Source organism: Nostoc sp. 106C (assembly GCF_002154725.1).
Classification (GTDB): Bacteria; Cyanobacteriota; Cyanobacteriia; order Cyanobacteriales; family Nostocaceae; genus Aulosira.
This window is the reverse complement of sequence record NZ_MTAW01000013.1, coordinates 31,056-54,327: the sequence shown is the minus strand read 5'-3', so window position 1 is coordinate 54,327 and position 23,272 is coordinate 31,056. Positions and strand designations below refer to the sequence as shown.

General features: G+C 44.1%; 13 protein-coding genes. 5 read left to right on the top strand and 8 right to left on the bottom strand.

All coding sequences use genetic code 11. The features are described 5' to 3' along the window. Positions 1-18: 18 nt before the first annotated feature. Positions 19-2,121, top strand: a complete 2,103-nt coding sequence (locus BV375_RS00315) for a DUF6519 domain-containing protein (protein WP_086756034.1) — start codon at positions 19-21, stop codon at positions 2,119-2,121. 85 nt (positions 2,122-2,206) lie between these two features. Further along, positions 2,207-2,659, top strand: coding sequence for a hypothetical protein (locus tag BV375_RS37875; protein ID WP_243713786.1), 453 nt, complete (start codon positions 2,207-2,209; stop codon positions 2,657-2,659). Between the two features lie 88 nt (positions 2,660-2,747). Here BV375_RS37875 and BV375_RS00305 read toward each other — a convergent pair whose 3' ends face one another. Further along, positions 2,748-5,963 carry a hypothetical protein gene (locus BV375_RS00305; protein ID WP_086756032.1) on the bottom strand — a complete coding sequence of 1,072 codons (3,216 nt, stop codon included), beginning with the start codon at positions 5,961-5,963 and terminating at the stop codon, positions 2,748-2,750. A 271-nt stretch (positions 5,964-6,234) separates the two neighbouring features. Here BV375_RS00305 and BV375_RS00300 point away from each other — a divergent pair, with 271 nt between their 5' ends. The 3 genes from BV375_RS00300 (at position 6,235) to BV375_RS37870 (ending at position 8,932) form a co-directional block, all read left to right on the top strand. After that, the gene (locus BV375_RS00300; RefSeq protein ID WP_086756030.1) at positions 6,235-8,106 is read left to right on the top strand and encodes an ArsA family ATPase; all 1,872 of its coding nucleotides are present in this window, start codon (positions 6,235-6,237) and stop codon (positions 8,104-8,106) included. Positions 8,107-8,151: 45 nt separating this feature from the next. After that, a complete protein-coding gene (locus BV375_RS00295; protein WP_086756028.1) occupies positions 8,152-8,436 on the top strand; it encodes a hypothetical protein in 285 nt (94 codons plus the stop codon). Positions 8,437-8,728: 292 nt separating this feature from the next. Beyond that, the gene (locus tag BV375_RS37870; RefSeq protein ID WP_243713785.1) at positions 8,729-8,932 is read left to right on the top strand and encodes a hypothetical protein; all 204 of its coding nucleotides are present in this window, start codon (positions 8,729-8,731) and stop codon (positions 8,930-8,932) included. Positions 8,933-9,305: 373 nt separating this feature from the next. On the opposite strand, the gene BV375_RS36425 is transcribed toward BV375_RS37870, so the two are convergent. The 7 genes from BV375_RS36425 to BV375_RS00255 form a co-directional block, all read right to left on the bottom strand. Beyond that, on the bottom strand, positions 9,306-9,464 hold the full coding sequence (locus tag BV375_RS36425) for a hypothetical protein (RefSeq protein ID WP_166507334.1): 159 nt from the start codon (positions 9,462-9,464) through the stop codon (positions 9,306-9,308). Positions 9,465-9,607: 143 nt separating this feature from the next. Continuing rightward, positions 9,608-11,824 carry a hypothetical protein gene (locus BV375_RS00280; RefSeq protein ID WP_086756026.1) on the bottom strand — a complete coding sequence of 739 codons (2,217 nt, stop codon included), beginning with the start codon at positions 11,822-11,824 and terminating at the stop codon, positions 9,608-9,610. 24 nt (positions 11,825-11,848) lie between these two features. After that, complete coding sequence (locus BV375_RS00275) at positions 11,849-13,096, bottom strand: GAF domain-containing protein (protein ID WP_086756024.1); 1,248 nt, start codon at positions 13,094-13,096, stop codon at positions 11,849-11,851. 29 nt (positions 13,097-13,125) lie between these two features. Then, positions 13,126-14,151 carry a chemotaxis protein CheW gene (locus BV375_RS00270; protein WP_086756022.1) on the bottom strand — a complete coding sequence of 342 codons (1,026 nt, stop codon included), beginning with the start codon at positions 14,149-14,151 and terminating at the stop codon, positions 13,126-13,128. 61 nt (positions 14,152-14,212) lie between these two features. Next, positions 14,213-14,599: a four helix bundle protein gene (locus BV375_RS00265; RefSeq protein WP_086756112.1), complete on the bottom strand. Its 387-nt coding sequence runs from the start codon at positions 14,597-14,599 to the stop codon at positions 14,213-14,215. A 55-nt stretch (positions 14,600-14,654) separates the two neighbouring features. Next, positions 14,655-17,804 carry a hybrid sensor histidine kinase/response regulator gene (locus BV375_RS00260; protein WP_086756020.1) on the bottom strand — a complete coding sequence of 1,050 codons (3,150 nt, stop codon included), beginning with the start codon at positions 17,802-17,804 and terminating at the stop codon, positions 14,655-14,657. A 174-nt stretch (positions 17,805-17,978) separates the two neighbouring features. Next, positions 17,979-23,225, bottom strand: a complete 5,247-nt coding sequence (locus tag BV375_RS00255; protein ID WP_086756018.1) for a GAF domain-containing protein — start codon at positions 23,223-23,225, stop codon at positions 17,979-17,981. Between the last annotated feature and the right edge of the window lie 47 nt (positions 23,226-23,272).

The following is a 23,272-nucleotide window of genomic DNA, read 5'->3' as shown; positions in this document are numbered from 1 at the left end:
GTTATTAAAGGAAATATTATGAAAGGCGATTTTTCTCGGTTTACCTTCAATCCCCAAAAACGTTTTAGCCGCGTGTTGATGCAGCAAGGGCGCGTCCAACTAGATGCAGACTGGAACGAACAACTTGATATTACAGAGCATCGAATTGCTGCTGAAATCACCGATTTTATCGGTCAGAGTGGCGCACCAGAAAAGTATGCTGGATTTGAGATCACAGCAGATGATAAAACAAATCTCAAAATCGGTGAAGGGCGATACTACGTCGAGGGTATGCTTTTTGAGAATGACCAGTCTGTGCTGTTTACTGCTCAATCAGACTATCCAGGTGCAAAACTTCCAACAGAAGAAGGTATTTACTTAGCTTACCTTGATGTCTGGCAACGCCACATCACAGCACTGGAAGATCCAGGGATTCGGGAACCTGCTTTGGGTGGTGCTGATACAGCCACGCGAGTCAAGAATGTTTGGCAAGTGAAACTCAAAAAAGTTGACAGTGCTGATAAAAGCAAATATGCCCCTCCTGACTGGAAACCTAGCTGGGAGAACCCTATCAGCACAGGTAAATTATCGGCGATCTTAGGAGCGGGAGCAAACCTAGAAAATCAACTCTACCGTGTGGAAATTCACAAAAGCGGTAAGGTTGGTGACGCTGACGCTACGTTCAAATGGTCGCGGGATAATGGCTCAATTGCTACCCGTGTTGAGAACAAAATTACAGACAACTACATTCCTGTTAGTCGTCTAGGACAAGATATTCAAACGGCTTTTGCAGCAGGTAACTGGGTAGAGATAACTACTGAAAAACAAACCCTTTCTGGTGAACCTGGACTTTTGGTAGAGTTGGCATCTGTTACAGCAAACACACTGACTGTGAAAGAGTGGCCAGGTGGCAAAGCACCAGATTTTGAGCCACCAATGATAGTACGGCGTTGGGATTCTGGCGAGATCTCGGTGTCAGATTCTTGGAAGACGCTGGAGAGTGAGATTAAGGTCAGGTTTGAAAATCAACTTCAAGACAAACAAAGTTCCGCTGAGTATAAAACAGGCGACTACTGGTTAATTCCAACTCGCAACCTGACTGCCAATAACGAATCGCCTAGTAACAAACCCCAACCACCGCACGGGATTTTACATCGCTACTGTAGTTTAGCCTTGGTGGAGTACAAAGGCGGTCAATTTACTGTGAAGGATGATTGTCGTGTCATCTTCAAACCCTTAACAACGGGTTTGTTGAGCAAAGGCGGTGACACCATGACTGGATCGCTGACAATTGATAAAGACCTCTATGTTGCTGGCAATGTCGGTATTGGTTTCGATTCATCAAGCATTTCATATTATTTCCAGAACTCGAATTCTACCAAGCTGTTTGTCAAATCAAAATCACCAAATGTAAATAACTCTCGTCAAAACCTTGCTCCGCCTGAGTCTGTCTTGGCATTGATTCGTGACGGTGTTGCCTATGAAACATATGGAAATATGGCTGACTTTCGCCTCAGCCGATATGATGCTTCGGACAAAAGTTCTACAGATTCCCGTACACAACTGGATTTGTGGCTAACAGATGGTTCCTTTGTTCCAAAAAATATTATGACCTTAAGAGCTAATGGCAATGTTGGCATCAGCACAAACAATCCGCAAAGTCAGCTGGCTGTGTCAGGAGGAGTTGCGATCGGCTCTACTTATGCAGGGACAAATGCTGCACCTGCTAATGGATTGCTGGTTGAGGGTAACGTAGCAATTGGAGGAAAAATTGGTGAAGGAAGAATAACTCGAATAGATAATGAAGTAAGTAGTTTCAAGATCAGCATAGAATTAACAAGCGGTTCTGAGTTATATCTGCTTCCTGTCATTGTTCCTAAAGGTCACGATTCGTTGACAATAAGTATCACAAAAAAAGGTAATAGCTGGGGAAGTAGTAGTGATTGGACTATTGGTTGTCTTTTTGGAACAGTAGTAGGCTATAGCGTTTCTCAAGGAAAAGCTGTCTTAAACACATGCCAAGTTTACTCAATGGCAGAGCAAGACAATAAATGGATCATCAACATTAATCTACCAGGAGAAATGATAGATAATAGCTACGGTATATTCATAATTATAGGACGCTATAAACTTGAAAAATAATGTGATTTAAACTTTTTATTAGGCAGGTAAAAAGAACTATTTGTAAATTTCCGAATTTTAACAGCGAAATAGAGATATAGATTACATGAAAACACAACTAGAAAAACGTCTTCAAGTTATGAAATTAGAATTTGAAGATGGGCACAAAATCCTAGCAAATTATGAGACTAAACAGGCAAATTTGCAAAAAATATTACTCCGCATCAGCGGCGCAATTCAAGTACTACAAGAAGAAGACAGCAAGATAAGCGAAATATTAGAAAATCTCAGCAAAATATCTGAAGTAATTAATAAAGAAACTGGAGTTATTAATCAAGATTTAAAAGTCAGTAATCAGATAAAAGAACAGCTAGAGCAACGTCTTCAATCCCTCAAATTAGAGTTTGAAGATGGTCAAAGAATATTAGCAGATTATGAGATCAAACAAGCAAATCTGCAAACTACCTTACTCCGTATTAGTGGAGGCATTCAGGTACTAGAAGAAGAATTAGTTCAATCCAGCGAAACTTCTCAGACTTCCCAATCTATTCCAGTTTGAGGTGATGTATAAGCTTTATTTGAATTGTCGCTTAATTGTCAAATTTTTGACTTCCTTAAACTCCATGAATATGGTGTTTTCTTATGAATCATTTAGGATTGCTATATACTTTCAATTTAGATAGGTATTGCAGCATCTTCTGATACATTTCTTCTTTTCCTTGTTGTTGATATAAATCAGCAGCTTGATGAACGTTCTCAACTGCTGCCTGGTTATTACCTAGCTGGGCGTGGCAAATTCCTTTAGTGTAATATGCAGTAGCGTAGGCTGGGACTGCGGCAACTACTTTATCAAAATCCTCTATTGCTGCCTGATACTTTTTTAAGTAGGTGTAGGTAAGCCCCCGGTTATAATAGGCAAAAGTAGATTCCGAATTAAGTTGAATTGCTTGGTTGAAGTCCTCTAAAGCTGCTGAATAAGCTTTCTCTTTTAGCTTTGCTGCACCTTGGTTGTTCAACTGTTTAGAGCATTGTGGATTCCATACATATTTTTGACAAGTTTGGTAGGCAACTTCTACATCACTGCCATTTTTAGGATTTTGAAAGACTGGATGGTAAAGTAACCTGTTGCAGCAAACTTGCAACCACTCTTGCCAGCCACAGCGCCACAAACGCACTGTTCCATCAAGGCTACCACTGGCAATCAGTTTACCATCAACGCTAAAGGCTACGGAATTTACCCAATACTCATGTCCGCGCCAAGGTTGACCGATGGGGTTGCCGTTGCTATCCCACAAGCGGACTGTCGAATCATTACTGGCACTGACAATCCAGTTGCCATCCGGGCTAAAGGCGACACAATTGACTTCTTTTTCATGCCCGCGCCAAGGTTGACCGATGGAGTTGCCGTTGGTATCCCACAAGCGGACTGTCGAATCATTGCTGGCACTGATAATCCACTTACCATCCGGGCTAAAGGCGACACAATTGACTTCTTTTTCATGCCCGCGCCAAGGTTGACCGATGGGGTTGCCGTTGGTATCCCACAAGCGGACTGTCGAATCATTGCTGGCACTGACAATCCACTTGCCATCCGGGCTAAAGGCGACACAATTGACTTCTTTTTCATGCCCGCGCCAAGGTAGACCGATGGGGTTGCCGTCAATATCCCACAAGCGGACTGTCGAATCATTGCTGGCACTGATAATCCACTTGCCATTAGGGCTAAAGGCAACAGAATTGACCCAATTCTCATATTTGCGCTGCGATCGCCCGATGACCCGTTCTTGTAATATTTGATGTAGCTCCCACAAACGCACAGTTTTATCGCCACCACTGATAATCAGCTTGCCATCGGGGCTAAAGGCTAGGGAATTAATCTGTCCTTCATGTCCACGCCAAGGTTGAGTTATGGGGTTGCCGTCAATATCCCACAAGCGTATTGTGCGATCGCAGCTACCACTAATAATAAACTTACCATCAAGGCTAAACGCTACAGAATTTACACGTCCTTCATGCCCGCGCCAAGGTTGACCAATGGGATTACCTTGGATGTCCCACAATCGCACTGTAGAATCACTACTACCACTGACAATAAGCTTGCTATCGGGGCTAAAGGCGACGCAAATAATTTTTGCCTCATGTTTGTGCCAGGGTTGAGCGATGGTGTTACCTTGTAAATCCCATAAACACACCGTTCCGTCAAAACCAACACTGATAATGGAATTGCCATTTGGACTCAAGGCGACGGAAATAATTCCTTCCTTATGTCCGCGCCAAGGTTGAGTAATGGCGTTACCTTGTAAATCCCACAAACACACTGTTCCGTCAAAACCAACACTGACAATGGAATTGCCATTTGAGTTAAAGGCGACGGAAATAACTCCTTCCTCATGTCCCTGCCACGGTTGAGTAATGAGATTACCTTGTAGATCCCATAAACACAAAATTCCGTCAATACTGCCACTAACAATAAACTTGCTATCAGGACTAAAGGCTAGACAATTCACCTCTTGCTCGTGCCCTAATAAAAATTCAGCAGTGGGATTGCCAATAATATTCCACAAGCACACCGTAGAATCACTACTGCCACTGGCAATAAACTTGCCATCAGGACTAAAGGCTAGACAATTAACCTCTTGCTCGTGTCCGCGCAAGATATTTACCTCTGTAGGTGTGTTCGTTGCTTCCTTTAAGCTTCCCAAAACAGAAGCTAAAAGCTGGTTTGGGTATTTGTCTAGATTCTCACCCATTGTTTGAATTGCCAGCACCAAACCCTCTAGCGGTTGGACAGGCAGTAAATTCAAAACCCTAGCGGATTGCTCGCGCAATTTTAATTCAGTCAGTGTAAGGTTTAACTTTTGAATCTCTTGTTCCTTTTCTCTCAAATGAGTATCGTACCATTCAACATTAGGATGAATAAATTGATTAGTTTGTTTGCTTAAATAACCAAATATTTGCTCTTTTAGTTCTTTATAAGTCTTTATTTTCAGAACCCGGTTTTGAATATTTTCGCTTTTCCACAGTAAATCCAGAGCATATTCCAGAAATGGTAAAGAATCATCTTGTTGGTGAAAATTATCAATAATTTGCTCAATTAGACCTTGTTCAAAAGTCACACCATTTCTAGCAGCAGGTTTAGCGATCGCTAACTTTAATTCATCATCGCTCATTCTAGTGAGAATACAACTATAGCGGTCGTGGAGCTTCGCAAGTTGCGTATACTCACTAAATCTATCCAAAAAATTAGATCGCATTGTTAAAACAATTTTGACAGAGCTATCCTGCTGCTGAATTAGTTCAAAGAGACTAGCAACAAATTTGTCACGTTCCGGCTTTTGAGTTTCCGTAAACAGTTCTTCAAATTGGTCAATAAAAATCAGAACATACTGATAATTTTGTTTGATAAATCTGACAATTTTAATTAGCGTATCTTCTCTGATTTCTCGACCGCTATCTGCTATTTTTGATTGTTTTTCCTGGTTAAAATTAAGACTTTCGTAAAGAGATTGAAAAGGATTTTTATTTGGTTGAAAAGTTATAGTGATTAAGGAATTTTTACGAGATCCTAAATAAGGAATTAAACCTGCCAAAATCAAAGATGATTTGCCACTGTATGCTACTCCCAAAAGCAAGATTACATCATCTTGTTTTAAGCGATCGCTGAGATTAGCAATCCACTTCTCCCGACCAAAAAATTTGGCTTTATCTTGAATTTCAAAAGTTTTTAGTCCTAAGTAGGGAGAGCCTATTTTAAGCGGACGACGATGAATGTCCTCAGACTTACTGTCAGAAAACAAGTTGTATTCAGAAATACCTTGGACATGAGATCCAATATTTATATCGCCTTCAGAACTGTTAACCATCTTATCTCCTTACCTTTGGACACCCCTGCCTAAATCTTTCCCTCAGTTATAGTTCTTCGGCTAATCTTTGTAAGCACCTCAAAAAAATTAATTACCGAATAAAGTTAGCGGTGGTCAGATCCCCGACTTCTTGAAGAAGTCGGGGATCTAAGCTCTCAGAATTAATGCGATAGACCACTAGTTTTAAATATCTTTATTCAGCGAAATTACTTAAGCTAATTTTAAAAATATGTAGTAAATTTATCCTAAAATGCCCTAAATGACAAACGGGATGGAACTTTTTGATAACCTACACCTTGCTATGTTTAGCGGCAAAGGTGGAGTCGGAAAAACAACAATCTCCTGCACCTTTGCATATCGTTGGGCGCAGAAATTTGTCAACGAGCAAATTCTTTTAATCTCAACCGATCCGGCTCACTCTCTTGGAGATGTCTTACAAGTTAGCGTTGATGATATTCCTCGTCCCATAGCGGAACTACCTAATCTACGAGTAAGAGCGTTGGATGCAAAGCTTCTATTACAAAAGTTTAAAGAACGTTACGGTCAGGTATTAGAACTTTTAGTGGAGCGGGGTAGTTTTGTTGAAGGAGAAGACTTGCATCCAGTTTGGGATTTAAATTGGCCTGGACTGGACGAGTTGATGGGTTTGTTAGAGATCCAACGTCTTTTTAACGAGCAGCAGGTAGATCGAGTAGTAGTAGATATGGCTCCTAGCGGTCATACTCTCAACTTGTTTGGATTGATGGATTTTTTAGACACTTTCCTCCACTCTCTGGAACTGTTTCAAGAAAAGCATCGGTATATTAGCAAAACCTTCGCTGGGAGCTACACACGCGATCGCGCTGACGAATTTTTGCAAACTCTGAAAGCAGAACTATCGCAAGGTCGTCGTCTGCTTCAAGATCCTAAGCATACAGCTTGTTTGTTAGTTGCGATCGCTGAACCAATGAGTTGGTTGGAGTCAAAACGATTTCTAGAAGCCTTACAAATCATGCAGATGCCTTGCGGAGGATTGTTTATCAACCAAGTCCTTGCTAGTGCGACTGACCCAGATCGTTACCAAGAACAACAACCGCTGATCGGTCAGTATACGGCTCTTGCTAACGAAAAGCCGATTTTTATCGTGCCACAGCAAGATAAAGAGCCTTTAGGGATTGTAGCCCTCAGCCATCTGATCGAGCAAATTCATGTTCCTCAGCTAGAACCGCTATCTCCTATCGATCTACTCCCAGTTCAATGGCCTGAAACAATTCCTCCTAACTTTGGAGATTTTCTCACCAGAGGTCGTCGCCTGTTACTAATTGGCGGTAAAGGTGGAGTAGGCAAGACCACAGTAGCAGCTGCCATTGGTTGGGCGATGGCTCAACAACATCGCGATCGCAAAATTCGCATGGTTTCCATCGATCCAGCCCATTCCTTGGGTGATGCCTTTGGTTTGAGTTTAGGACACGAACCGTATCAAATAACTCCTAATCTTCGAGGTCAGGAAGTAGATAGCGATCGCATTCTCGATCGATTCAGAGCCGATTACCTGTGGGAACTGGCCGAAATGATGAGTGGCGAAACCCAAACAAGCGAAGCCATTGAAATGGCCTATGCTCCTGTTGCTTGGCGCAAAATTGTCGAGCAAGCTTTACCAGGGATTGATGAAATGCTTTCCTTGTTAACAGTAATGGAATTGCTAGAGCAACAAGAAGAAGACTTGATTATTTTAGACACAGCTCCTACAGGACATCTTCTGCGTTTTCTAGAAATGCCAACTGCACTGTCAGACTGGCTAGCTTGGATTTTCAAACTCTGGATCAAGTATCAAAATGTTCTTGGTCGTACAGAGTTTATGGGGCGTTTACGAACTTTGCGACAGCGCGTAGTCAAAGCCCAAAAAGTGCTAAAAGACCCACAACAAGCAGAGTTTATTGGGGTTACACTTAACCAAGCTAGTGTACTTGCCGAACAACAACGCCTATTCAAATCTCTGCAAGAAATAGGTGTGAGCCAGAATTACGTTGTTCTCAACCGCTTTACTTCTACAGCAACCATTAATTGCGATTTTCCAGGTTTGACAATGGTTCGCTTACCAATGCTTCCTCGCTCAGTTCAGCCTTTAGAACGCATCCAAGCAGCCGCCGCCTGTTTATTTTAACGGCTAATTAGACTAAATACTTTCATACCCAAAGAGAAATTTATTATGCATCGCACTCCAAATCGCGGACAAATTCAAGCCAAACTTAGCTCAATGCCTCCTCAACGTTCGCAAGCAAGAGTTTACTTAAATGCTTACAAAATGATGCTGGAAAAAGAGCGTTTAGAGCAGGAATTACAGAAACTCGAAGCACGCCGACATCAGATTCAGCAGCGTCTTGCTATTTTAAATAGTCAAATCATTGCTGAAGAGAACATCACCCATCAGCAAGCAAATACTGACTTAGAGGACAATACACCCAAATTCAACACCATAACATTGGAATACTAAGTACTAAGATTTCAGCTTGCCTATTCTTCGTAACTTCCTTGCTCGGGCGCAGTTATCTCAATAAGTTATTCATGGGATAGTACTTTCTTTTTACTGGTGGAACGAAATGAAGTATGACCCAAGCCAGATCCGCTTGAGAAATATCCCTCAGTTAGAGCAACTACAAGATGGAAAGTGCTGCCGAACATACATTTACCACTTCACCAATCCGTTGCCTTAACAAAAGATTATTAACCAAATTGTAAACAGTTTGGAGAAGAGATTCACCTTTTCAAAGGAAGTATATGATCTGATGGAAGATGTTGAAATTTGTGCATCTATTCTCATCGAGCGTTTACAAGATTACAAAGCTAGAGTAAGTGTTTTGACAACTCAACCAGAAGAAGATTGTGTTTACGTCTTTGGCATATACACTCTGCCGCGCAAGATTGAGGAAAGGTTTGGAACTGTACAGTTGATTCAGGGACAACAGCGAGAGGCTTGGATTTCTAGATGAGTAACGATATAAAATCTGGATACCTTGCTCGGTTGTGCCTACGATCGCCTTTTTAATGTCGTGTTATATGGGAATATCGACATAATTACAGAATAAGCCTTTTAAGCAGCTTAGATGCGTAGTAGCGCGTCAACCGTAAAACGTTGGGTTCAAAAAATCTAGAAAATCCCAAACAATAAAAATAGTCTCTGATGATTCAACCCAACATTTTAGACTTGCCGCGCTACTACATCCACATCATATTTTTTATCAAATGGTATGAACCACTGATCAGAGGAACTTTTCCGGGTGCATGTTTGACTTCAAGCAACCCCCTAATTCCTCGATCTTTATACTTTCTCACCCAACGAGTTATGGTTGCTTGATCGCGCCCTCAACGTTCTGCAAGCGATCGCCTGCTGCTGAGTTGACCACTCTTTAGCCAATAAAGCATTTGCAATCTTTCTTTGCTGTTTGCCGTTGTCGCATGTCTGAGAGCTTTCTCCAATTCTTGTTTGTTTTGTGAAATCTCGATTTGGAATGGACGACTCATCACACAATTAGTCAATGCACCCATTTATAAGTTTGTCGTAATTTGGCGCATCTTCATACAGAATTGGTATTAAAGGCGGATCAACTTAACTGCTGATTTTATTGCTTGAAAATCCTTTAATTGAGGTTAAATATCAATACAGTTTAAGTTAGAGATTTTGTGAAAAGGCGACCATCCAAAACAAGGCTAAGTTGCCTATTAGCAAGAAGGCTAGTTCCTAGGATATAAGGAGCAACTGGGGTTGTTTCCCCTAGAGGATGGATTGCAGAGGATTGCTTGCCGATAATGCAATCTACTTCTAAAGCACATCGTTTGTTCAAGTAACGAAATACTAATAACGGCTTATTCTGCTTGAAATCATTTAGTGTATCTGTACTGTAAGTGGTAACTGGGGTGGGAAGGCGATTAGGACAAATCAGCACATCAGTCAATAAGTGGATAGGAACGAGCATTTCTGTTGTTGGATGCTCGCGATCGCCACTAAGGAAGCCACCAAAGCTGCCAGAAGACTGCAAAAATAACATACGTCCCGCTTGAGTTTGGAGAATTTGTTCGGACTGGGATAGACAAATCTGCTCTACGGAATCGGCAACAAATGCATAAACTCTGGAGTTGGCTTGGCAGACGATAAGTTGAGCAATTTTTTGATCTAGAGGAATTTGGAGGGAGAAGGCTGTACCATGTCCAGCTTTAGACTTCAATACTATTCTTCCTTGAATAGCTGTTAATTGCTTGCAAACTTCAGTTAATTCTGCTCCTAACTCTAAGGCAGCACGATCGCACAAAACAGATGAAACCTCTGGTTCAAGTATCAGCTCGCTCACTTGTAGGATATCCCCTGGTTTTGTCAGGGCGAATCCTTGAGCTAAAGCCTGTTGATAGATTTGAGATAAGTTAAGTCCTGCGCCATCATCACAGCCATCAATAATTAGTTGATTTCCCTGCTGGTAAACTTGAATTTCGATAATACCGTTGCTATTTTTACCTAGTTGTTGGCGTGTTTGGCAAGACTCTATACTTTGCTCTAGCAGATAGCAACTTATATGCAACAGCAGGACACGGAGGCGATCGCTTAACGCCCGATCGACTTGGATATCGCTAATTTGTAAATGTAGTCTAGCCGACTTATCTTGTAGAGCTTGTAACTGAGACCAAAGCCGATGCAAGGGTTCTAAGGCTTCTTTTAAAGGAATAGTTGTAACTTTTTTGACTAAATCGGCAGAACGATTAAGTAAATTTTCTTGCTGTATGAGTTCCTGTTTGAGTTGGTAACGATCGTTATTCAGGGAATGAACAGTTGATGCCACCTGAGATGCTTGGGCTAAAACAGATTGCAGAGTACTGTACAATTGCCCAGAGCGAGAAGCGGCTAGAGGGGAAAGGGTATCTGAAATTGCTGCTAAACGTCCTGACCATTCCTGTAGATTGTCCAACAGGCGTTGTAATCGTTTAACTTGTCGGAGCAACTGCCCAATCGTATGTTGCTGTTGTTCTTCCTGACAAGCTTGCTGATTATAGTTAATTAGTAATGTTGCAATCAGTGCGTTTAGTTGTTCGAGATGTTCAATATTAATGGGTGTGGCGGCTGGAATACTGGTTGCAACAACGATGGGAATGGATTCTTGCAAAGAAAGTGTATGGCGATCGCTCGAAGATTTAACTAGGGATGCTTCAGATGTCTCAGCAGGCAGGAAAAAATCTCCCAACCAAGCCTGAAAATCTCCCTCCTCTAGGTTTGCTAGTTCTCCTACCTTAACGGGAAGCTGCTCAGTATTTACCTGACCAAAGCTACTAAGGTCATGTTTGGTTTCACTTACTAGTTCTCTGTCAAGACTTTCCTGGTTTTTAACTATAACTTGCTCTGGTAGAGCCGCAGAAGATTCTACCTCGGCCAAGGAATCGCCAAACTGAATAACTGGTTGATGTCCCGATGTCTCAAGGTTTGTTTCCTGGGAATCGCCAAACTCTGCTTGCAGACGAGCAACAATAGCAGACATGCGCTCAAGAATTTCTACTTCGTCAATTTTCGAGGCTGTTAAAAATGCCATCAGCAGCATTTGTAGGCAGTCTAATCCTTCCGACAACAAAGAGGCGATTGTGCCGTCAATAGTTGCTCGATACTGATACAAAAGCTGAAAAATCTCTTCTAGTGCAGCCGCAACTATAGCAATCGTATCTAGCTCGGCTGCTATGGCAATAGAATGCAGAGAGCCAGCAGCTTCCATGAGAGCCAAAGCTGTACCAGGGTTACTGTCTTTTGTATAGTTAGGCAACTCCTGCTCCAAGAACAGTAACAGATCGATCGCTTCTTCTAGAAAGCGATCGTCGTTCTGCGGTTGGGGGACAAAATCGGTACTCATCGAAACTCCTGGTTTGTGACAATTCTATGGCTTCGACATTGATTTGAGGGTACAAGCAGCAATCTCGGCGATCGCTCGCAATTGCTCCTGGATTTGCGCGATTGACTCCAGCCCTGCACTGATTTGGCGATCGCACGGTTCGATAGCAGAAGTAACGTCTGCTGCTACCACTTGGAGTTCTTGAAACCATTCCTCTATATTTAGGGTGCTTTCGCGGGCTTGGCGGGCGAGAATTTCCACCTGTTCGGCAGCAGCTAGCAAACCTTGTTCCTGTTCGCTAGCTTTTGTTGCTTCAATAGCTGTATTTAACGACAAAATCTGAATTTTGCTACTCAAGCCTTCCACAAGACCAACAAAGCCAGAAGCTTGCTGACAAAATTCACCAAGGTATTGCAGCTGTTTATTTGTAAAAGCAACAGTATCTTGAATAGACATTAAATACTCGCGCTCTTGCTCGACGATTCTTACTCCTTCTTGTACGGCTTGGCTCACCTGCTGCAATGGCAATAATAACTGTGAGCGATCGCAGGATTCAACCTTTTCAGGAGGCGGTGACAGCTGTTGAATAGGTGGAGCTACTATTTCAGCCGAGTGCAAGTTAATTGTCAACATCATTCCTACTTGTTGCAGCAAACTGCGCTCTGCTTCTTGCCATTGTCGGGGTGCAAGGCAATGCTGAATAACTAACAAACCCCAAGGCTGTTGTTTGACAATTAAGGGCAAGCACAGACTCGCTTGCACCTGAAAGCGTTGCCAAAATTGCTGTTGGCGCGGGGTTAGTTCTAATACTTCAGTTGGGTCACTAATATCGGGTTTAGTAACAAACAAATTTATCGGTAGGGATTGGTTGAGCAAGGATGTCCAACCCGGTTGTATAGCTTCCGCGATCGCTCGAGTGCGATTATCTGCCTCAAAACGATAAATCAGGACGCGATCGGCGTTGAGAACATCTTGCAGGGCGGTGACTGTAGCTTCCAAAAGTGCAGTTTGGCCTTTTGCCTGCTGCATTTGCCGAGCAATTGCCGCCAGTTGTTCTCGCTGGAGGTGAAAAGCTCTTTGCACATTGTCATCATTATCGCTGGGCGAATCCTTAGTCAAAGCTTGGATAAAAGCTTCGATTTGACTTACCTTGTGCTGCAATTGAGCGACCTTTGGCCCCTTAGCAGATTGAAAGACTGCTTTGAGTACAGCCACATTAGCCAAAATTTCTTCTATCTGGATTTGATTGTCAGGCTGGGTTTCAAAATTAGGGTCTAAAGTTGCGATCGTCACAGAAAACTCCTTGGCAGCATCAAGTTAAATCAGTGGGTTTGCCATTGCAATGTCTGGGCGATCGCTTTGGTGTCTAAAATCCAGCGATCGCCTGGCAGAATACCTCGAACAAAATTTAGTAGTTTGTTGGGGGAAAAGTCGGTTGGTGCCGATTGTACTTGCTGTAAATCCTGCCACTCTACATCTAAGACATGAGCGACTAAAAACCCGACTACCTGATTTTGAAGCTCAACAACCAGAACTATTGGCTTTTCTGGTCGTGACTGTCGCTTAAAAAGCGGTGCATAACCAAGCAAATGTTCTAAGTCAACCAGCCGCAACATCTGTCCTTGCCAATTATAGAAACCTAAAATCCAACTTGGTAAGGCCGGGGCTGGAGAAATTTCTTGGCTAGCGATATGAATCATGTCTACTACTGAGTGGAATGGTAGCAATCCACTTCCTCGATCGCTCAAGGAAAAACGCAGAAATCTTTGCCGTTGTTCGCATGGTGTCACTCCAGGAGACAAGGTTGAGGTTGTTCCGGGCAAGCCCAACTTCTCAGCCAATATCTGGTTCATGCCTAGAAGCAGGACTTTGAGTGGTTCTTCGTTTGGAGCTACAGACAAGACAGCCATGTGGCTAACAAAGTTTAACTCCGCTACTTGCCGATAAGACCAAGGCACTGGACGCACAGCTGACAAAGGAATATCGATTAAAGCAGGGGGCTTGTCCACAGGAATGCCACAAAGTTCTCCAGTGCGGGTTTGAGTCAGAAGTAAAAAGCGTCCTGAAGTGTCAACCGCAGAGAGAACTTGGTGCGTTTGTTGGCTTTGTATTTCCGGAATTAACTTCTGGCGCAAATCCACAATTGTGATACTTTGCGCTCCCAAATCGACCATCCCGATACCACTTTCAACCGTACTGCTAATAGGAGGACAAGCAATCACTTTGAGAACTGCACCAACTGGCAGGGCAAATAAATAGTCTGCGATCGCAAAAACAACGACTCGTAATGAGTCGCTTTCGGTCACAGTGCCAGATAATCGCTTAAACGGAAAGGGAGTGTTAAGCATAAGTCGGTCGGTGTTAGGGGGCAGGGGGGCAGAGGAGCAGGGGGGCAGGGGAGAAAGAATATTAACGCTTCATTAGCCAAGGTGAAGGGTCAGTAATCATATTTACCAAACCACCTAAGATGCGATTGTAGATTCCATATAATTCTCTGCCTAATTCAACATCCAAATAATTGCACTTAACAGCAAATTCAATCCATGTTTGTGTTTCTGCTGCCTCTGCTTCACAGTCATTGAGTTTAGCCACAAAAGCTGCTTCATATCTACGTTTTCTCCAAGATTCAGCTAGATTTGCACAAACAGAACGTGACGATCTACGAATCTGATCGGTTAATGAATACCGCTCCTCGACAGGAAACTTTTTAGAGAGTTCAAAGATTTTCATAGCTGCATCGAATGCCATTTGATAAACTTTCAAGTCTTGATGATTTTTAATTGGTTCTTTTTCCATCTCCATCTACTCCTCTGCTCCCCTGCCCCTCTGCCCCTCTGCCTCCTGCCTTCTCTTAGGTATTAACCAATTCGGAGATCGCGGCTAGGAAATTCTGTTCTGAATAGGGTTTGGTCAGGTAAGCTTTTGCCCCTAGAGCTAAAGCTAATTGGCGGTGCTTCTGGCCGCTACGGGTAGTCAGCATCACCACAGGAATCTCTGCCAAACGCTCATCTTGGCGATGGTGTTCTAAGAACTCAAATCCATTCATACGTGGCATTTCAATGTCACAAATCACTAGATTGACATCACCGTTTTGAAGCATTTGCGCGATCGCCTCTCGACCATCGCCTGCTTGCAACACTTGATAATCGGCTTTCTGGAGCGTCTGCACTAAACTTTGCCTTTGGACAACCGAATCTTCCACCACTAACACCGTCTGTCGGTTAGGTTGAGCAACGGCTGTATTCACTTCCATCGGCTGTTGCTGCGGTTGCGTTATAGTTAACTCCAATTGCTGTCCCTCTAGAGCCTGTTCTGGCTCTGGCGCGGGCAATAGTTTAGTTGCAAGACTTGATGCCGGGGAAGCCGACATCATATCTGCCTCCCAGGTTTGACGAACTAACTCCAACGGATCAACGATGAGGGTGAGACTACCATTTCCCAACACGCTGTAACCTTGGATGTAACTAGGTAAACTCAGGACTCTGCCGAGGGATTTAATTACTAATTCCTGCTCGACTAAAATCTGATCGACTTGCAAACACAGGTATTGCTGCTCTGTTTGCAACAGTAGCAGAGGTTCGACGGTGTTGCGTTGTTTGACTGGAAAAGGACTGAGGGTTAAATTGTGGTCTTGGGTGAATAAAGGATATTTGTAATCCAGCAAATTGGCAAGCGGGCGGATGGGAACTAGTTGCTGATTTTGTCCTTCTCCCCACTGCCAGAATTTTTGGATGCCTTGCCCGTGTAAAGATTGCTGCACTTGAATCTGGTCTGGCTGCGGTAATAAAACCTGGCTAATTCCTTCAGACAGCAAGGCATAAGTAATACCTTGAGATTGACAAACGAGCAAACGTGCTGTTGTTAAGCTCAGAGGCAATTGCAGGGTGAAGGTGGTTCCTTGCCCTGAAAGCGATCGCACCAAAATCGAACCTTGTAAAGCTTGCAATTGCGTGCGAACGACATCTAAGCCGATACCGCGACCAGATAACTCACCAACCTGGTTAGCGGTAGAAAAGCCCGGTTCAAATAATAACTCTGCTAGTTGGTCTTCGGAGGCGTAGGCGGCTTGTTCCGATGTTAAAAAGTGTTTTTCTATACCTCGATGACGAATGGATTCCCAGTTAAAGCCTCGACCATCATCCCGTACCTCAATAGTAGTGCGGTTGCCTTGGTGATAGGCTTGAATTGTAATTGTTCCGGTTTCTGGTTTACCTTGCTGTCTACGGGTTTCTACTGGTTCAATGCCGTGATCGAAGGCATTGCGAATCATGTGTAGCAAAGGATCGTACAACTGCTCGGAAATGGCTTTATCCACCAGTACCTTGGTGCCGCCAAGCTTGAGTTCAACAGGCTTATGATAAGTTGCTACCATCTGTTGCAAGAGGCGGGGAAAGCGATTTAACACTGTTCCCAGGGGCACCATTCTCGCTTGCAGCAAATCTTCCTGCGCTCCTGAGAGCAGTTGTTTGCGCTTGCCGAGACTGAAGCGAGATTGCTGAACTAAAGTATTAAAAGTCTCAATCCGTTCTCCTAATTGCACCATGTCTTCTGTCAGATTTTGCAGGAGAATGTGCAACTCGCTATAGCTATCCATTTCTAAGGCATCAAAATTAGATTGTGCCTGGGCAGTTGGGGAAGGACGGACAATTGAGCAACGTGGGTATCGCTGGTTTGCGCGTTCGGGAAGCAGTTGTCGATCCGACCAAGTAGAAACTTTACTAAGTTGTTGTTGACAGTGCAAAAACTGTAGTAGAGTCTCTTGAGCTACTTTGTGGATGTGGTTAGATTGTAGGTTTTGTTGGTTTTCGTTGATGAGCAATTCCCCAATCGTATGACTGAGGCGATCAAGCTGTTCGATCGCCACTCGGATACTGGGAAGTGATGCCGATGACTGAGCCTGGAGGCTTGGTGCTGGTGGTGGAGAGGCTGGCCGTTCTGAATCTGAGTAGCGGCAGGATGTCTCTTGGTCTCCTATCCAGATTGACTGTAAAATCCGATCTATGGCAGAGGGGGCTACTACCGAATCCTGAGAAATTGGTTCGAGTACCTCTGGTGCTTTCGCTACAGAGCGATCGGTTCGCTTCGGGAAAAACGACCAAATTGATTCTGATTCGCTGGCACTGAGAAGGGGGGATGGCTGATTCTCAGTTGTAGTTGTTTGTGTTGGTTGGGCATTTATTGAAACTGGCTGCCCTTGAGGTTTTGGGACAAGAGTAGTTAACCCTGCCCATTTTCGCAATTGTGGAGATATTTTTCCCCCTTGAGTGCGATCGCCTGCAAGTACTGCTGCTTGAGCCGCTTTAAAATGTTCTAAAGCCACCTGAGCGATTTGCCGTACTTTATCTGGATGCGCTTTGAGGGCGTTTAGGGTCGCTTGAGCAATCTCTTCCAATCCAGATAAGCTATAAGATGCTGCTAGTTCGGCAAAAAATTCTGCTTGAGAGTTGAGTGTTGTCTGAATTTGTTGCAAATCTTGGCTTTGGATGTCAGCTTCTAGCTGTTGCAAATCCTGGGTTACACTCCCGGAAAAAATTGACTCTACCACATCAAAGCCAAGTTCTTCCGAACTGGGAAGCGGAGCCTCACGACCAAAAAAGTCGCCTAGTTTATGTTGGAGTTGGGCGAAGATTGAGGCAGTTTTATCGAGTATTTCTGCCTCGTTGTAGGATAAGCCCATCAAGGTTGCGCTCAAGGGAGTTCGCAGGCACTCATAAGCATCTAGAAGCAAAGCACCCAATTCTGGATCGATTTCCAGTTCTTGTGGGTATAACGCCTGGAATACATCTTCCAAATGATGGGCAATTGTTTTAATCGTTTCTTGTCCAACGCTGGCAGCACTCCCTTTGAGAGTATGGGCGCTTCGCATCAAGGCGTGAACTTTTTCGGTTGTTTTTTCATCAAGTAAACCGATAAGACTCTGCTCAATAGTTTGCAACAACTCTGCCGCTTCAGCCAGAAAAGCCTGCTCTAACTGCTCTTGATTACTGGGATAGGTGTTCATAATACGCTTGGTGTCAAGGAGATTTATCTGTTAAGGCAGGCAGGGGAGCAGGGGGGCAAGGGAGCAGGGGAGCAGGGGAGAGTTTTTGTACAAGTTCTTTCCCCTCCGCCCCTCTGCCCCTCCGCCCCTCTGCCCCATGCCTTATCCTGAGAATAAATATTCACCACGACCTACTTAGTCAACTTTGAACTGGCTAACGCTGGTTTCCAGTTGTTGTGAAGTCATCCGTAGTTCCTCAAAAGACTCGGAAATGTGCATTGCACTTTGCGAAGTCTTGCGGGCGATCGCCGAAACATCCATCATCGCTTCTGTCAATATCTGAGATTGCTGGCTTTGAGCGGAAACTGCTTGAGTAATTCCTTGTACCAGTCCACCAATTTCGTTGGTAGCTGCCACGATCGCACTCAGAGAATAACGAGTCTCATCGATCAATTTCGAGCCTTGGACAACTTGGGTAATCCCGACTTCCATTGCTGCGGTAACTTCGTTGGTTCCACTTTGAATTTCTTGCACAAGTCGCTCAATTTCTGTGGTGGCACTCGCTGACTGATAAGCCAAGGAACGAACTTCATCGGCAACCACCGCAAAGCCTTTACCGTATTCTCCGGCGCGGGTAGCCTCAATCGCCGCATTGAGTGCTAGCAAATTAGTTTGAGTGGCAAAGTTTTCAATCAAACTCACTACTTTCGAGATTTTCTGAGAAGCTTCACCGAGGCGTTTAATCTTCTTCGCTGTTTCCGACACCGTTTCCCGAATCTCCAAAATGCCATCTACGGTTTTTTCCATCAGAGAATCGCCAGCTTGGACGGTGTTATTAGCTCTTTGAACCGCCTGTCCTACTCTTTGGGCATCAGTAGCGACTACCTGGGTGGAAGTTACCATCATTTGTAATTGTTCCAGAGCGTTTTCGAGGCGTTCTGCTTGCTGTTGAGCTTGGTCAGATAGTTTTACTACTGAGGTGGTGTTGTTGCTGGAAGTTTCACTCACCCTGCTGGCAGCAATCTGCACTTGTCGGACTAAATCTCGCAAACTTTGGATCGTAGTGTTGTAACCATCAGCAATTGTTCCAATTTCATCTTCAGATAGGGGCGCGCGAACGGTGAGATCGCCTCTGAAGGATGGTTCTAAAGCCATGAGAACGCGTATTGCTCCTTGTTGCAGTTTTTCCCTTGCAGTGCGATCGCGCTCTGCTGCTTCTGCTAGCTGCTGCTCTTGAGTACGCACCTGTTTTAGGTACTCTGCAAGATTGAGGGCAATACCAATCTGGACGCTGGCTTGGTTGAGAACATCTTCCTCTGATTGCTCCCACTGGCGCGCTGCGCTATTTTGATAAACTCCCATCAGCCCCCATAGCCGATCTTCTTGAAAAATCGGAGCAATCATGTAGGCTTTAGTTCCCCACGTTTCTAACAATTGGATGTGGCATTCGTCATGACCGATGGTATAGATATTGTCAACCCGCAAACTTTCTTTGCGCGCATAACGCCCGCCTTTGTTGTACTGGAGAAACGTATCTCTAACTCTGGCAAGGCTAGTCCCCACAAGCTTCGGCCAATCCCCGGTTACAGACTCAACAACGAATTCTCCAGACCAATCAGGCTCAAAACGGTAAACCCCAACTCGATCTACTTTCAGCAGTTGACGAAGTTCATGAGTAGCAAACTGGACAAATTCCAGAACATCACCATCACTTTGAGCCATCTCTGTTAACCGACTTGGCAAGCGATAGGAAAATCGGGCGTTTGCTACTTCCCGTTCTGCCAGTTTTGTCAGTTCCTCATTCTTGTTTAAGGTTTGTTGTAAGTATTGCGACTGCTGGACTGCAACCCCAAACTGCGTACCAATTTTGGCTACCAAGTTGATTTCATTATCTTGCCATTGCCGTGGCCCGTCGTTCTGATATGCTCCTAACAAACCCCAGAGCTTGTTGCCGGCAATAATCGGGGTGATGATATAGGCTCTAATTTGGAATTGCTCGAGAATTTTCAAGTGGCACTGGGCATGACCAGAAGTGTAAATGTCATTGATTACAAACGTCTCGTTGTGGCGATAGCGTCCACCTTGGGTTTGTTGGAGGTGTTCGTCTTCCCATACAGTCCTGATATCGGGGCCAACCAAAGCCACCCATTCACGACTTACGGATTCGGCAATAAACTCCCCACCCCAATCTGGATTGAAGCGATACACCGCAAGACGATCGCATTCCAAGTGCGATCGCAATTCTGGTAGGGCATTGCGGAAAATTGTATCTAGCTCTTGAGCTTGGCGAATTTTTTCCGCCAGCCTTGTTAAGGCTCGTTCCCCTTCTGCGGTTCGCGCTAACTCTGCATTCTTGTTCTTAAGCTGTTCGATATACCTAATTTGCTGCAAGCCTATACCCATTTGCAAAGCTAGTTTTCGCAACAGTTGCACATCCTTGGATTTCCACTGCCGAGGGCCAGTATTTTGGTATGCTCCTAAAAAGCCCCAGAGTTTGCTGCCAGTAAAGATAGGAGCGATCGCGTAAGCTGTGGCCTGGATTTTTTCTAATATTTCTAGGTAGCACTGAACGTGACCGACAGCGTAAATATCATCGACAACAAAGGTTTCGTGATTGCGATAGCGTCCGCCCTGAGTTTCTTGCAAGTGATCGTCCATCCAAATTGTTTTGATGTCGGAACCAGCTAAAGACAACCATTTATCTTTTACGGATTCAGCAACAAACTCCACACTCCAGTCGGAATTAAAGCGAAATACTGCTAGGCGATCGCACTGTAGTTGTTTGCGTAAACTTGGCAGCACATTCTCGAAAATAGTGTCTGTATCCTGGGCTTGACGGATTTTTTCCACCATCGCCGTCAGCACTTGTTCTTCTTCTGCTGTCCGCGCCAACTCAGCATTCTTCGTTTTCAGTTGTTCGATGTACTCGGCTTGCTGCACGGTTAATCCCAACTGAATGCCCAATTTAGTCAGTAATCGCACCTCTTCAGAATTCCACTGGCGGGGGCCGCTATTTTGGTAAGCTCCTAATAAACCCCAAAGTTTGTTGCCAACAAAAATCGGGGCGATGGTGTAGGCTTTAACCTGAAACTGTTCCAGCAGGTCAATATGGCACTGGGCATGACCAACAGTATAGATGTCATTGACGACAAAAGTTTCATTGTGGCGATAGCGTCCGCCTTGGGTTTGCTGTAGGTGTTCGTCTTCCCATACGGTTTTGATATCGGGGCCAATCAGAGGCACCCAGTCACTTCCTACAGATTCGGCAATAAATTCACCACTCCAGTCAGAGTTGAAGCGATATATTGCGAGGCGATCGCATTTAAACAACTGCCGCAATTCTGCCAAGGTAGTGCGGTAGATAGTTTCTGGCTGTTGGGAATGACGCATTCGATCCGCCATTCGTGCAAGTGCGTTTTCGACTTCAACTACTTGGGTCATTTCTAAATTTTTTAACCGTAGCTGTTCGATATATTCAGCTTGCTGGAGGGCAATGCTTAAAGGTTCGCCAATCTGCAATAAAGCGCCAGTCTCTTCCTCAGTCCATTTCCGCACATCAGAATTTTGATACGCTGCTAACAAACCCCAAAGCTTACCAGCGCGGAAAATAGGAACAATAATGTACGCTTTGGCTTGGAACTTCTCTAATGCTTCTATATAGCAAGATGAAAAACCAGCAGCATAAATATCGTTGACTTTGCGGAAGCGCGTTCCTTTGGTATACATTCCACCCTGGGTTTCCTTGAGATATGTATCGGTATCAAGTTTTGCAGGGGAGCCATAATCCTTAACACTACAACGCTCTGAAGATATCAGACCTGTTTTCAAAATGCCGTCTTGTTCCTGCATCTCCAAAAGTGACAACCAACCAGCAGCCACAGATTCAGCAATAACTTCCCCACTCCAGTCGGGATAAAATTGATAAACGACAACGCGATCGCATTTTAAAAATCGCCGCAACTCTTGGGTTGCAGTGCGGAAAATGTTGTGAATATCCTTTGCTTGCCCAATCTTTTCGATAATGCGGAAAACAGTACGTTCTCGTTCAACAAGTTTGGCTGACTCTTCAGAACGGTTATAAAGTTGTTGCTGATATTGCAACTGTTGAATAGCAATACTAGACAAAGTTGCAACCTGCACCATCATTCGCACTTCACTATCTTTCCACTGACGAGACTGCGAATTTTGATAGGCTGCGAGCAAGCCCCACAATTGTTCTCCTTGGAAGATAGCAACAATAATGTATGCTTTGGCTTGATAGGCTTCTAAAATTTTGATATAGCAGTCTGAAAAACCAGCGCTGTATATATCATTAGTGACTCGATATATCTGTCCGCGATGGAAAGTTTTGCCTTGGGTGTGCTGAATGTAGCTATCTGCACTGTGCGATCGCCCTGTTGTCCCAGCCAATCCCCCTTCGTCTGCAAAGTTCCTAACACTGCAATAGTTAACGTTCTTGACAATTGCTGGATTGTTTCGCTGTTCTTCTAACAGAGAAACCCACTCAGATCCAGCAGATTCAGCAACAAATTCTCCACTCCAGTCAGGATTGAAACGATAGATTGCCACGCGATCGCATTTTAAGGACTGTCGTACTTCTTGGGTGGCAACGCGAAAGATGGTATCCACATCTTTGGACTGGAGAATTTTATTTGCTACACCAGTAAGGATTTGGTCTTTTTCTACTTCTTGTTGCAATGTAGCTTGAATCATGGCAACTTGCAGTTGCGCTTCTAATTCCTGCGCGAGCAATTTTAATGACCGAATTTCAGCATTCTGCCACTGGCGAGGTGCAGTACATTGTTGCACTACCAATAAACCCCAAACCCCATCTTTTGTTAAAATCGGCAAGCTCAAACAAGCTCTGATCTGAAACCGATCCACGAGCTGCTTTTGATAAGGGGACAAGCCAGCAGTGTAGGTATCTGGAATTGCTACTAATTTTTCTTGTTGATAAAGCTTGACAGAACCTAACCCAAAAGTGATGGCGGGCAGTTTTTCCTTGAGCATTGGGGTAAAGCCATCCCTCATCGACTCCGCAGCAACTATCCCCAGCGTCGGATTCGTAAACTCATACACCACCACGCGATCGGCTTGCAGGGCGCTTTGTACCTCTATGACAGCAGTAGTAAGCAAGGTTTCTAGATCGGAAAATTGACGGATTTTGCTGGCGATCGCCTGTACTTGCTCTACCTCGAATCCATCTCCTCCGTCTTGATAAGGCAACACACTTACCAGTTCTTTTAATTTGCGGATTCTGTCTCGCAATGGCCCTGTTTCCACCCAATCAGCTTGATCCAGTTCAGCTCGCAGTTCTTCTAGAGTAGAGGAGATTTGTTGTTTAGCTAGTACATCAACGGTATGCCCATTACCAGTATCCTTATGACCGTTGCTGAAATTTGAGTGTGGTTGGTTGGGTGTAAGATTGGGTTGCGTTACCATAATCTTTCTTGCTATTAAGGTTGTCGGAGTTAATAAGTAGAATGCAG

Coding starts and splice junctions, on each gene's coding strand:
- BV375_RS00255 (WP_086756018.1), bottom strand. CDS start 23,225: ATGGTAACGCAACCCAATCTTACACCCAACCAACCACACTCAAATTTC.
- BV375_RS00265 (WP_086756112.1), bottom strand. CDS start 14,599: ATGGAAAAAGAACCAATTAAAAATCATCAAGACTTGAAAGTTTATCAA.
- BV375_RS00300 (WP_086756030.1), top strand. CDS start 6,235: ATGGAACTTTTTGATAACCTACACCTTGCTATGTTTAGCGGCAAAGGT.
- BV375_RS00260 (WP_086756020.1), bottom strand. CDS start 17,804: ATGAACACCTATCCCAGTAATCAAGAGCAGTTAGAGCAGGCTTTTCTG.
- BV375_RS00295 (WP_086756028.1), top strand. CDS start 8,152: ATGCATCGCACTCCAAATCGCGGACAAATTCAAGCCAAACTTAGCTCA.
- BV375_RS00315 (WP_086756034.1), top strand. CDS start 19: ATGAAAGGCGATTTTTCTCGGTTTACCTTCAATCCCCAAAAACGTTTT.
- BV375_RS00280 (WP_086756026.1), bottom strand. CDS start 11,824: ATGAGTACCGATTTTGTCCCCCAACCGCAGAACGACGATCGCTTTCTA.
- BV375_RS00305 (WP_086756032.1), bottom strand. CDS start 5,963: ATGGTTAACAGTTCTGAAGGCGATATAAATATTGGATCTCATGTCCAA.
- BV375_RS37875 (WP_243713786.1), top strand. CDS start 2,207: ATGAAAACACAACTAGAAAAACGTCTTCAAGTTATGAAATTAGAATTT.
- BV375_RS00270 (WP_086756022.1), bottom strand. CDS start 14,151: ATGCTTAACACTCCCTTTCCGTTTAAGCGATTATCTGGCACTGTGACC.
- BV375_RS37870 (WP_243713785.1), top strand. CDS start 8,729: ATGGAAGATGTTGAAATTTGTGCATCTATTCTCATCGAGCGTTTACAA.
- BV375_RS36425 (WP_166507334.1), bottom strand. CDS start 9,464: ATGAGTCGTCCATTCCAAATCGAGATTTCACAAAACAAACAAGAATTG.